At 41.0% G+C, this 12637-nt stretch carries 11 protein-coding genes and 1 tRNA gene; 6 read left to right on the forward strand and 6 right to left on the reverse strand.

From position 1 onward, the window contains the following. Positions 1-434: 434 nt before the first annotated feature. Positions 435-1976: a phosphatase PAP2/dual specificity phosphatase family protein gene (locus JMX48_RS13550; protein ID WP_201538669.1), complete on the reverse strand. Its 1542-nt coding sequence runs from the start codon at positions 1974-1976 to the stop codon at positions 435-437. Positions 1977-2218: 242 nt separating this feature from the next. On the opposite strand from JMX48_RS13550, the gene JMX48_RS13555 reads away from it, so the two are divergent. Beyond that, a complete protein-coding gene (locus JMX48_RS13555) occupies positions 2219-2827 on the forward strand; it encodes a DedA family protein (RefSeq protein WP_201538671.1) in 609 nt (202 codons plus the stop codon). A 98-nt stretch (positions 2828-2925) separates the two neighbouring features. Here JMX48_RS13555 and JMX48_RS13560 read toward each other — a convergent pair whose 3' ends face one another. The 4 genes from JMX48_RS13560 to JMX48_RS13575 form a co-directional block, all read right to left on the reverse strand. Next, the gene (locus JMX48_RS13560) at positions 2926-3306 is read right to left on the reverse strand and encodes a type VI secretion system Vgr family protein (protein ID WP_201538689.1); all 381 of its coding nucleotides are present in this window, start codon (positions 3304-3306) and stop codon (positions 2926-2928) included. Next, positions 3254-3430: a hypothetical protein gene (locus JMX48_RS13565; RefSeq protein WP_201538673.1), complete on the reverse strand. Its 177-nt coding sequence runs from the start codon at positions 3428-3430 to the stop codon at positions 3254-3256. The genes JMX48_RS13560 and JMX48_RS13565 overlap by 53 nt, the downstream gene beginning before the upstream one ends. A 389-nt stretch (positions 3431-3819) precedes the next feature. Further along, positions 3820-3895: transfer RNA gene (locus JMX48_RS13570), tRNA-Asn, on the reverse strand. A 265-nt stretch (positions 3896-4160) separates the two neighbouring features. After that, positions 4161-5363, reverse strand: coding sequence for a pyridoxal phosphate-dependent aminotransferase (locus JMX48_RS13575; RefSeq protein WP_201538675.1), 1203 nt, complete (start codon positions 5361-5363; stop codon positions 4161-4163). A 513-nt stretch (positions 5364-5876) separates the two neighbouring features. Between JMX48_RS13575 and JMX48_RS13580 the strand changes: the two genes are divergently transcribed. The 5 genes from JMX48_RS13580 (at position 5877) to JMX48_RS13600 (ending at position 11498) form a co-directional block, all read left to right on the forward strand. Then, positions 5877-6614, forward strand: coding sequence for an SDR family NAD(P)-dependent oxidoreductase (locus JMX48_RS13580; RefSeq protein ID WP_201538677.1), 738 nt, complete (start codon positions 5877-5879; stop codon positions 6612-6614). 66 nt (positions 6615-6680) lie between these two features. Continuing rightward, positions 6681-8408 (forward strand): NAD(P)/FAD-dependent oxidoreductase, encoded by a 1728-nt coding sequence (locus JMX48_RS13585; protein WP_201538679.1) that lies wholly within the window; start codon positions 6681-6683, stop codon positions 8406-8408. A gap of 60 nt (positions 8409-8468) precedes the next feature. Then, positions 8469-9494: a DUF1365 domain-containing protein gene (locus tag JMX48_RS13590; RefSeq protein ID WP_201538681.1), complete on the forward strand. Its 1026-nt coding sequence runs from the start codon at positions 8469-8471 to the stop codon at positions 9492-9494. Between the two features lie 82 nt (positions 9495-9576). Then, positions 9577-11049 carry an SAM-dependent methyltransferase gene (locus JMX48_RS13595; RefSeq protein ID WP_201538683.1) on the forward strand — a complete coding sequence of 491 codons (1473 nt, stop codon included), beginning with the start codon at positions 9577-9579 and terminating at the stop codon, positions 11047-11049. A 38-nt stretch (positions 11050-11087) separates the two neighbouring features. Beyond that, positions 11088-11498, forward strand: coding sequence for a DUF2177 family protein (locus tag JMX48_RS13600; protein WP_201538685.1), 411 nt, complete (start codon positions 11088-11090; stop codon positions 11496-11498). Between the two features lie 200 nt (positions 11499-11698). Here JMX48_RS13600 and JMX48_RS13605 read toward each other — a convergent pair whose 3' ends face one another. Further along, a complete protein-coding gene (locus JMX48_RS13605) occupies positions 11699-12337 on the reverse strand; it encodes a LysE family translocator (protein WP_201538687.1) in 639 nt (212 codons plus the stop codon). Between the last annotated feature and the right edge of the window lie 300 nt (positions 12338-12637).

Genomic DNA, 12637 nt, shown 5'->3' on the forward strand with positions numbered 1-12637 from the left:
TTCAGTTGGTTAGAATACCGGCCTGTCACGCCGGGGGTCGCGGGTTCGAGTCCCGTCCGCTGCGCCATATTTAAAACTTAGTTTTAATACAAAAGTTTCAACCTCAAGTATTCATATTTGAGGTTTTTTTGTGTCTGTAATATTAGCTAAGTATTTGATTGCTATAGGTTTTATGTTCTATCACTACTTTCTCGATAGTAGCAGCTAGCTCTTTATTGTTATATCCAATATCAACTTCTCAACCGACAATCTATCTTAATAAAATCGGTGATCAAGTATTCGGTAACCATTTTGTGGCTAAAAGGTGACCATTTTTTGACTTAGATTATTAAAAGTTGATAGTGCTATATCAGCAATCAATGATGTATTAATGACGCAGGATGATATAGCCGTCAATCGCGAGGACGTATTGGTCATTATTTTAAAATGATTGCTCAAGCATTTTTAGCTAAAATTTCTATTTTATTAACGAGTAGCTTGGGCAGATAATAGTCATTGATGTGCGCGTTTGGGTACTGCTCATTGATCCAAAACACATAATTATCGGCAGTCAATTTTCCTAGATAGATCAGGTACAAAGCGTGCAAAGCGACGCTACGGGATAAGCCCATCACGCATTGGAAATTAATCAGTACCCTATTGCTAGGCAGCGGTTTGATCGTGATATCAGATATTCTATCAAGTGCCGCTAAAGTATCTATCTCTTTGAACAACTGGATGAAATCCTGAGCATCAACCTCTTTTAATGACTGTAAATCAAGCAGTGGAAAATAGAGATATTTAATAGGAACAGTGATCAATAATGGATGAGAATCGCAGGATAATATGCCTATATTATTAACGTCTAATCTCTGTGCTTGCACATGAGTAGATAAGGCTTTTTTTAGGCTAAAACTATGACTGTTGGTCTCTACAGCCGAGTCAATCACAACAATCCTCGTAAAATTGGAAAAATATAAATACTGTCTATCGCTCATTTGCGATAAGCTAAATAATTTCGGAGTAGCGACTACATATATCGAGTCCGCTACTTTGTATTTTGAGTCTATGTCAATATGGCTCAATGAGCTAGCTTTTGATCGTTTATGTTGAGTAGATTGATAGCCTTGACCAAGATACCACATCAGCCAATAGCCTAATAATAATGGCATAAATCGCAACCAAGTAGAAAGCCGTAAACGCCCTTGTTTATCCTTTGCAAACCAACGTTTATCGCGAGACTGATTGGGGTTTTGATACGTCCACGCCAAACCAAAAAAACTTAACATCCAGTACGTGGCGATGAAGGAATACAACCAGTTAAAAGTGAGGCTGGCAACGCTTCTATTAAGCATAAACCCTGTTATCGAGAGGATTAAAAATCCTGATATCGCTACTGCCAGATATTTTAAAACAAAGTTGTTCCGCAGCTTCTTGGCCATAATCACTACCAACGCTGCCAGCAATAAGCCACCAGTAATATCCAACAGATGATGTTGATAAGTTAGGACGGTGGATACGATAATGAGGCTACAGATACAGCAAAGCGCTAAGCGATATAGAGCAGATTTCGACAGTTGCCATAAAGACGTTCCTAGTAATACGGCATATGTCACATGTAAAGAAGGAAACTGGTTGAAGGGTTTGTCGGTTATATGCAAAAACTGATAACCATAGCGTGCCCAGCCTAATACAGTAGGGCGCTCAACAGTAAATTTGGCTGGGAATATATAAAAGATAAAGCAGGCGAAAAGCGTGGCTAAGATTAACTTGCGTGTTAATAAAGAAAGTTGTGCTGGCGTTTTCACCATAAAAAAGCTGGCACAGAACAGCATGATCGACCAGCTATAAGGCACAATCGTTAGCGGAATAAAAGGAATCGCTGCGTCAATCGGTGTGGTTAGGTTATAAATTTTTTTAGGCCAGACAGAGTTAATACTATTTAGCTCAGAAAACTGGATATCATAAAATAGCGTTTGTGCGTAGCTATTAGTCAAAGAATACAGAATAGTAAAGATTCCAAAAGCACACACTAGGGAGACGTATCTGGATTTCATCGAAAGAGGCGAATGACTGGTCATGGCATTTATCTAATCGTTGCTATAGTGCGAATACTATAAATAGCATAAAACAGCAGATTTTGACATAAATCAGGTCAAGACTAATAATATTTGGACACTTGTATCGTTAGATATGCTCAAAAAATGATACCTAACGGTAATGAAGGGAAGTAATAAGTATGAATCAAATCAGCGAATGGGTACTCAGTATTATGGCAAAGTTTGGCTACTTTGGTATTGTGTTTGCCATGTTTGCCGAAAACGTCTTTCCTCCCATACCTTCTGAAGTCATTATGCCAGCTGCTGGTTTTGCAGCGTCGAGAGGCGATTTTAATTTAATATTGGTTATCCTTGCTGGCACGCTAGGTGCGTCACTTGGCGCTTTGCCCTTATACTATTTAGGTCGCGTATTCGATGAAGAACGTTTGGTCGCGTTTGCCGAAAAGTATGGCAAATACATGCTCATTAAACCTAATGACATCACGTCCGCGAATGATTGGTTCGATAAACATGGTAAAACAGCCGTGTTCTTTGGTCGTATGGTGCCTGGCGTCCGTTCGCTCATTTCTATCCCTGCTGGCATGAACAATATGCCACTGTTGCCTTTTTTAGCATTGACGGCTTTAGGCTCCAGTATTTGGACAGCAGTATTAACGTTGGCAGGATATTATCTCGGACAGAACTATGAAATCATCGAAGGCGCGTTAGCCCCTTACTCCAAAGGATTTGGCATACTGGTTATCGTGATTATCATCGGTTGGCTTATCAAACGCCGTCGGCAACCGTAAATGATGTCCGTTTTATCTGAGATATGTTTAGTAGCAGCTATTTTTATTATATGGTCAAGGCTCAATAACATCATGCTTTAATAATCGAACTTTAATAGTTAAATTAATTGCTTTATGATCATTGACTTGTCTATCAAGCCCAATTGCATTAAGTGTTCAGCCAAGTGCTGACCACCAAGACCATTTTGAGTAAGAGTCGGGGTATGCTGTTGATAATTATGCTGTCCAGATTGTGCGTGAGTCTGAGGCTGGGTTGATAGAACAAGTGCTTCACCTGATTTAATATTGATTTGGGCATTGGTGGTGGCATTAATGCCTTGATGTTTAGCACTGTCTTTTGCTGGATTGATTATGCCTATTTTTAGACTGGCAGATACAGCAGCACTGTCCACTTTTAATTGTGAGTAAGCTTGTTCTGTGCGATGATCAGTGACCCATTCTGATAAGCCGTTGCCCGTGTTTCGATAGCTGCTCTCTATTGCTTGCTCTTAGGCTGTGGCAAATAGTCAGTGGCAAATAGTCAGTGGCAAATAGGCTAGGGCGACTTTGTGATAATAAGCTACCTGTGTTGATTAAGTGCTCGCCATCACCGATAGACTGCATGAGCGTTTGGTCATCGTATCAATAGTTAATAGCTGTCATATTAATTACATAGTTGGTTTAATTTTATTTTTAAGATAGCTATCAGCTTGGTCAGCGGGAATAGCGCAGGAGGGGGCTATATCTAAAATATAACCTTGAGATTGACAATCGTTTATATTATAAGTTGTTTCATCGCTACAATATCTATATTTGATATGGTTCCTAGCCAGCTGTGAATATATTAATTATTGTAAAATTCTCTGCTACTTTTGCAAGAGCTCTACTATATAAATGGCGTTTTCTAATCGGTAGAAATAGCGCCCATAAAAAAACCCTCATCAAAGTGATGAGGGTCTTGGCAAATGCCATAATCGAATCAAAGATGACTCAAAAAATTTACTACTAAAATATGGCTCTCCAACCTGGGCTCGAACCAGGGACACACGGATTAACAGTCCGTTGCTCTACCAACTGAGCTATTGGAGAATAAGCTGTAAGTGTTTAATGGCTTACAACGAGCTTAGCAGTCTCTAACGAGTTCTTGCTAAGTGGGGCGTATTCTAGCAAAGATAAAAAATACGTCAAGCTTTTTTTACATAATTAGTGAAAATTATCGTTTTAATGACGTGATAGGAGACTTTTGCCAGAAAACAGCAACAATCTCAACAAAAAACACGCCGCCATGCCGCATAGCAACGATGGGACGTGTCTGTTTATCAACATACTTTTTAGGCTAATTGCTTTTTGAGATTTATTCAGCCACGTCCAAATCAGCCACTGCTTTTTCGATACGTGATAAGGCATCTTTCAACGTGGCTTCGTCAGTGGCGTAAGAGATACGCATGAAGCCACCAAGACCGAAAGCATCACCCGGTACGACCGCAACACCAACTTTTTCTAATAACCATTCTGAAAACTCAGTACAAGTTGATAAGCCAGCAGCTTTGATCAAAGGTTCGATGTTAGGATAAACATAGAACGCGCCATCAGGGCGCAAACAAGTGATACCTTTAATGGCATTCAAACCGTTAACAACGAGATCGCAACGCTTCTCAAATGCGTCTACCATTGGTTTTAGCACACTTTGATCGCCGCTAATAGCCGCTTCGGCAGCGACTTGACTGATGGACGTTGGGCAAGAGGTTGATTGTGATTGTACTTTTTTCATCGCACCGATCAGTTTTGCAGGACCACCAGCGTAACCGATACGCCAGCCTGTCATCGCATAGGCTTTGGAAACGCCATTTAAGATGATAGCACGGTCTTTTAGCTCAGGTGCCGCATTCAAAATATTGTAAAACTTATCACCCGTCCAGCGAATGTGCTCGTACATGTCGTCTGAGGCCACATAGACTTGTGGGTGCCTCTTTAGTACTTCAGCGATTGCTTTTAGCTCGTCTAATGTATAAATCATGCCAGTTGGGTTAGAGGGGCTATTTAATACCAACATTTTGGTTTTATCAGTGATAGCGGCTTCTAGTTGCTCTGGAGTGATCTTAAAATCTTGCTCAGCAGGGCATTTAACAATGACTGGCACGCCTTCTGCAATGATAACCATATCAGGGTAGCTGACCCAGTACGGCGCTGGAATAATAACCTCATCGCCTGAGTTGATAAAAGCTTGGGCAAGGTTAAAAAACGATTGCTTCCCACCGACGGATACCAAAATTTCGTTAGGCTCATAGCTGATGTCATTGTCGCGTTTGAACTTCTCAATAATGGCTTTTTTGAGCTCTGGCGTACCGTCAACAGCAGTGTACTTAGTGAAACCATCATTAATTGCATCAATCGCTGCTTTTTTAACATGTTCTGGTGTATCAAAATCAGGTTCGCCAGCGCCCAGACCGATTATATCCTTACCCGCTGCTTTTAGCTCTTTGGCTTTATTAGTAATCGCTAGAGTAGGTGACGGCTTAATGTTATTGACGCGGTCAGACAGTTGTAACTCGCTCATGAGAGATCCTTTTTATGTTGGAGTGGGAGTGGTAAAAATGTATGACTAATGGTATATCTTTTTAAACATTATCAGATAAGCGATTAGGCCATTAAAAAATGATAGTTTGTAAGGTATTTTAAAGATGATTCATATTCAATAATATATAACTATCAGTAAATATATGTGTTTTTGATTTTAGTATTGTAGCATGCTGCTATTGCTCTGTCTTATAGCGCGGGTAACAGAAACTGACGAATTTATAAGCCATTGAGCCCGCATTGTGACAGGTAAATGCAGAGGTAGAGTGATTGCGAAACCACAACAATAAACCTATAGGCTGACCCTATGATTGTTTATATTTAATAAATAGAATGGACAGTAAGTTAAAAAAATACGCCTAATACACTCACCTTAACTTAATGTACTCAGCTTAATAACAATAACCATTGAGTATTTAAAAATTAGGTAAGTAGCGAATTTTTTATAAATAATTACAACTAATAAATAAGTGCGACTAAAAGGACATTTAATATGACAGAATCTTCTGAAAAAATGCATATTCTCATTACTGGAGCGACTTCTGGTATCGGCAATCAATTAGCCAAAGACTATCTACTAGAAAATCATCATGTATATGCCGTTGGTCGTGATGATGATGCATTGGCTGAACTAAAGTCACTGGGCGCAGAAACCATTAATGTAGATCTTATGTATCGAGAAAAAGTGATCGACGCCTTTACTAAAATCAGTGAAATAGATTTGGCGATTTGCGGTGCTGGCATGTGTGAATATTTGGACATGCCAAACTTTGATAGCGCTTCATTTATGAAAGTAATGTCAGTGAATATGGGCACGCTGTCGCACGCTATCGAGGGAGTTTTGCCCAAGCTGATTGCTTCAAAAGGTCGTTTGGTCGGTATTGGTTCAGCATCTGCTTATGTGCCTTTTGCCAGAGCAGAGGCGTACGGTAGCTCAAAGGCTGCTATCCATTATCTAATGAAGACTTTACAGATCAGTCTTGCACCGCATGATGTATCAGTTAGCTTGGTCGTACCGGGATTTGTAGAAACCCCAATGACCAAGCAGAATGATTTTCCCATGCCATTTATTCAAACAACTAAGCAAGCAAGCCAAGCCATTCGCGATGGCATCGACAGCGGTCATGATGTGATTGAATTTCCCAAAAAACTTACCTTGCCTTTAAAAGCATTAGGTACGCTACCTGACTTGGTTTGGCAGCAAGTTAGTGGAAAGCTGAATAAAAAATAATTTGTCACGATTTATAGAAGTATCATCAATCATAAGTACAGCAAAAATACAGAAGGGAATGCTTTTATGCCGTTTATTCGTTTCAAGCGTGCAAACAATCAAAAGACTGTTACAAACAATCAAAAAACTGCTAATAGTAATACTGCACAGGATTCTGATCAGCATTCTACTCAAAAACGTATCGCCATTATCGGGTCGGGCGTGTCGGGCTTGACCTGTGCTCATTATCTAGGAGCGCAGCATGAGGTAATGATTTTTGAAGCCGATGACTATATTGGTGGGCATGTAAATACGATTGATGTGGCACTACAGGATGGTAAAAAGGCAAAGAGCAGTCACGTAGAGAGTAGCGCAATAGATACCGGTTTTATCGTGTTTAACGAGCGTACTTATCCCAATTTTTTCCGCTTGCTTAATGAGCTAAAAGTACCGTTTCAAGCGACGGACATGAGCTTTTCGGTAAAGAATACGGCACGTCATTTTGAATATAATGGTCACACGCTAAACACGCTATTGTCTCAGCGTAAAAATATACTCAATCCGAAATTTTGGCAGTTTATCAAAGATGTCGTGCAGTTTAATAAACACATTAAGCAACTGCGTCAAGATTATGATAGCGCGCGTGCCCAAGGAAAAGATATTAGCGGCTTTACTGAGCAAACACTCGGTGGTTATTTGGCACAAAAAAACTACGGTCAGCTGTTTACTGATAACTATCTACTACCGATGGTTTCTGCCATTTGGTCAACCAGTTTGGATGAAGTACAAGATTTCCCATTGGTGTTTTTTGCACAGTTCTTTGACAATCATGGGTTGCTCGACGTGGTCAACCGTCCACAATGGTTTACGATCAAAGGTGGCTCAAAACAGTACGTTAATAAATTGATTCCACGCTTTATCAAAGCGGGCGGTAAAGTGCGAGTAAATAGCCCCGTCCAGTCTGTGGTGCGTGATGGTGAGCAAGTGGTATTGACGGTTCAGAATAAAGGGGTGACGGACAATACTATCGAGAATCTTGCATTTGATGAGGTTGTTTTTGCTTGTCACGCAGATACCGCGCTTAATATTTTAAAAGATGCCAGTACCGATGAGTCTGAAGTGCTAAGTCATTTTCGCTTTACTAAAAACACCGCTGTATTGCACACCGATACCAGTGTTTTGCCTAACAAGCCACTGGCATGGGCAAGTTGGAATTACCTCATCGATAAAAAAGCTTCGGTCAACGTGACGGATGAGCAAGCAGCCAGAAATGCACAAACACCGACAAAGCCAGTGCTGACATATCATATGAACATCTTGCAACGCCTGACCAAAAAGCATAACTATCTAGTCACGCTTAACCACAATATCGATGATAGCCAAGTTATTAAGCGTATTGATTACAGTCATCCAGTGTTCGATTTAGCCATGATTGATGCTCAAACCAAATGGTCAAGTATCTCTGGCAATGGCTTGCACACGCATTTTTGCGGGGCATATTGGTTCAATGGCTTCCATGAAGATGGTGTACGCAGTGGTCTACGTGTCTGTCAGGCGCTCGGTCATGGCATTGATATAAAAGATGAGGTTGATCCGACGCATTTGCCTGATGCGGACAGCGCACATACGCCGTTTCGTTATAAAGACTTGCCGATAAAGGCTGATATGAAGTCGCGCAAACTTAATAAGCGACAGGTCACTATGGCGACGACCAATCAGGAGCTGGTTGAGTATGCTGAGCGCTTACAGAGTGCAGATAATGATACCAACCAAAATAAAAAACGAAGATTATTTGGTCTCCGTAAAGCCAAATAGCATTGCGCTTAATATGGCAACGCGTTTTGTAAAAGTACGCCGTTATAAAAGAGATTGTCTATGACCACGTCCGCTCAACCTTTTAATGCTAAGCCTATTCATGAGTTTCCTCGTGATGATACTGCCTTGCCACATCAGGTGTTTGAAGGCACGACATGGCACAGCCGGTTGCTACCTAGCGTGAATAAATTTGTTTACCCTTATCGTTATTGGGGCGTCAATATCAGTGCATTGGCAGCAGGGCAGGCACTTCCTGAAATAAGTACAGAGGGCATTGGCAAAAGCAAAATTCTGAGAAAATGGCCGCTAAATGCGGTATTGCCAAAGAAATTGCTTGCGAAAGGGTTGCCTTTATTTTCAGCTAACAAAAAAGCGCTGCAACGATTCTGTCCCGACGATTACCTACAAGGGTTAAATAGCCTAAGCGATAACGAAAGTGTTGATAGTAATTTATATTCTAATCAAGCGTTAAATCAGCGTTTAAGCCAAGCATTTGCCAAACATGCAGGTAGCGCGCCCACAGGTGATATGTTGGGATTGCTGGTATGTCGTAATGCGGGTATGTATTTTAGCCCAGTCAATTTTTACTTGGGATTTGACGAGCAGCAGATGCCGACACACTTGTTGGCTGAGGTCTCTAATACACCATGGGACAAACGTCATTATTATGGATTTTTATTAGAGGGTGAGGACACTGAGTTTTGCCATGATAAAGACTTTCATGTGTCGCCTTTTAACCCTATTGACCAGCTATATCGCTGGCAGGTTACGATAAAACATACAGTAAAAAATGAGGCAAAGGAGCAACCAGCTACTGGCTTGCAAGTTCGTATTGCGATTAATATCAGTGATGAGCGCGGTGAAGTGTTAAAAACTGGCATAAAAATGTCGGGGGTGCCAATGACTGATGTTTCTATCCGTAAAAGTTTGCGACAAAATCCGCTGATGAATATGACGTCTTTAACGCGCATTTATTGGCATGCTTTCAAGCTTTATGCCATCAAAAAAGTGCCTTATATTAACTATGATGAAAAGCTGGCCGATAGCCAACAGCATCAAGCAAACACTCAGAACACGGACACTTAATAATTGAAGAGTCCAAAAAATTCAGAAAGTCTTAAAAATACAACATCAAAATATTGAATATTTAGATAAGGACAAAGATACGATGCCAGCACGACCGACCGACCGCGCACCCAGCTCAACATTAGAGAAATTGACTGATCGTATAAATAAAATAGTCAATGAAAGCACCATCTTGCAACCTATCAGTGATGGCGTAAATCAACTGGCCAGAAAGCTCATATTTCGAGCATTAAAGCATATTCAGTTCGGTAGTTTGACTTTGATCGAATCATTTGGCGAACAAACACCAACGACAAGCAGCTTTGGTAGCGTGTGTACTAACATAGCGAGCAGCTCGGCTGTTGGTCGGCATCCATTACACGTCACTTTGATGATTCATGATAGTGCTGTTTATCGTCAACTGTTACTGGGTGGCTCTATTGCGCTGGCAGACAGTTACATCAATGGTGAGTGGGACACGGATGATTTGACGGGTTTGATTCGATTGGCAGCACGTAACTTGGCGGTTCTCAATAAACTAGAGAACCGTTTTGCTGGCGTGAGCAAGGCGTTTGAAAAGGCGAAGCATCAGCTACGTAGTAATGATAAGTCTGGTTCCAAATCCAATATCCTAGCGCATTATGATTTGGGCAATGACATGTATCAGCGGTTTTTGGATGACACGATGATGTATTCATCAGCGGTTTATCGTACGCCTGAGGTAACCCTGAGCGAGGCACAGCAGCATAAGCTGTCACTCATATGCCAGCGGCTACAGCTGACCGCTGACGATCACGTGATTGAAATTGGGACAGGCTGGGGCGGTTTTGCGATTTATGCGGCTACTCATTATGGCTGTCACATAACGACAACGACCATCTCTGATGCGCAATATGATGAAGCGAAGCGACGAGTGGATGCGGCAGGTCTGTCTGATAAAATCACACTGCTTAAGCAAGACTACCGTGAGTTGACAGGACAGTATGATAAGTTGGTCAGTATCGAGATGATTGAAGCCGTGGGACATGAGTACTTGCCGACCTTTTTTGCCAAGTGTGACAGTTTGCTCAAACCCACTGGCCTTATGGTATTGCAAGCCATTACCTTTAATGACCAAGACTACCAAGATTACATAGATTCAGTCGATTTTATTCAAACGCATATTTTCCCAGGTGGTTGCCTGCTGTCAAACCAAGAGCTAAGCACTCAGTTCACTGAGCAGACCGATATGGTCATCAAACAGTTGCATGACTATGGCTTTGATTATGCTTACACGCTACGTGATTGGCGTGCGGCTTTTATGGCGCAGCGTGCAGAAATCGAAGCGCTCGGTTATGATGATGCCTTTATTCGGTTATGGAATTTTTACTTTTGCTACTGTGAAGGTGGGTTTTTAGAACGGACAATTGGCGTGGTGCAATTGACCGCAGTGAAGCCTGATAATATCGACACGATGCATTTCTCTGATTTGTCATCGCATGACAGTTTCAGCGAAGAGCAAAGCAGTCGCCTCATTCATGACCTCATGAACGATAAAGACAAAAGTGTGTCCAAACAAAACGCTGTGTCTTCATAAGCAGCGACTACAATCATCTCAATAAAAGGAAGTCGTTTATGGCCTATGTATTTATCTATCTTGCCGCTGTGGTCATATTTTTGGGCGTTGATGCGGTTTGGCTCACGACCATGAAAGGGGCTTTTTATGAGCCTCGTATTGGTCACTTATTGGCTGATGAGCCAAATATGGTCGCTGCTGGCGTGTTTTATATGTTCTATGTATTGGCACTTTGCATATTGGTGCTATACCCACAAATCAAAGCAGGTACTTCGGTCGGTCATATTTTCTTGCTTGGTGGTTTGATTGGTCTGATGGCTTACGGAACGTACGACTTTACCAATTTGGCACTGTATAAGGGCTTTACGCTAGATACCGCGTTAGTCGACTTTGCTTGGGGTGGAATTTTGACGGGATCGGTCAGTGCCATTGTCGCTTGGATTGCCTACCGTTTCCATTGGTTAAGTTAATAGATCGCTTGTATAAGTGGTCATCGTTTAAGTTTGAACTAGGGCGTATTTAATACGCCCTAGTTACTTGTTAAAAGTATTTTTTTAAGGATATGACTATCTTATCGCAAATGACTCAGTAGCTTTTTTGGGTCTAAAGTTATTTGCTATAGCGTTTTTTTATGGAAATATGCGCGGTTTTTTGGGGTTAGTTTATACTTTTACACAGTCGGTGTTTTTTGTCTTAACATACTGATGGCGAATAGACCAAGTACCGTACCTGATAACCATCTTTGAATGAGCATTATAGAGGGTTTTTTAGCTATCGTATTTTTGATTGAAGACGCACTCAGTACAATAAGTCCATTAACGGTAATTGCTATCACTATTTGAACCATACCTAATTGTATAAATTGACTAAAAGTAGAGCCATTGGACGGATCAATGAACTGTGGAATGAGAGCTGCATACATCAATGCAATTTTAGGGTTTAATAAATTAGTGACGAATCCCATTGAGAACAGGTTTAGAGGTGAATGAGGTTTAAGCTCTTCAGCGACAAATACTGACTTACCCTTCGGTTTAACCATGTTCCAAGCTAAGTAACCTAGATATATAGCACCTGCAATTCTTATAATGTCATACATTATTGGAACTGCTTTGAATAAGGTAGCTAGGCCAATTGCTGAAGCAATCATATAGAATAAAAACCCTGCACCAACGCCTGCTAGAGATATCATTCCTGCAATACGTCCTTGTGATATAGACCTTGAAACCAAATACATCATATTTGGTCCGGGAGACAAAACAATCCCCAATGCTATCAGCGATACAGCAAATAAACTTGCACTCGTTACCATATCTATTCCTTATAAATTTAGGTTGATATTCATCAAAGCTAAGTTTATCACTATAGGGCAACCAAGATATTTAATTTGCTTAAACATATGGTTATGGTAGTAAGTATGGTTCCCTAGTGAGGACTTGAACCTTCAGGTTCAGGCTAATGATATCGCGGTTTTGAGTTGTTGTGATAACTGTAGTGTACTTCATAGTGTACTGATTAAGCGATGGAGTACTCATTGACCCCTGCCGTCAAATCCGTATAGTTAAACTTGGGAGATTTTAGTTATGCAGCTTGACGATAATAATCAAACCAC

Source organism: Psychrobacter immobilis (assembly GCF_904846225.1).
Lineage (GTDB): Bacteria > Pseudomonadota > Gammaproteobacteria > Pseudomonadales > Moraxellaceae > Psychrobacter > Psychrobacter immobilis_F.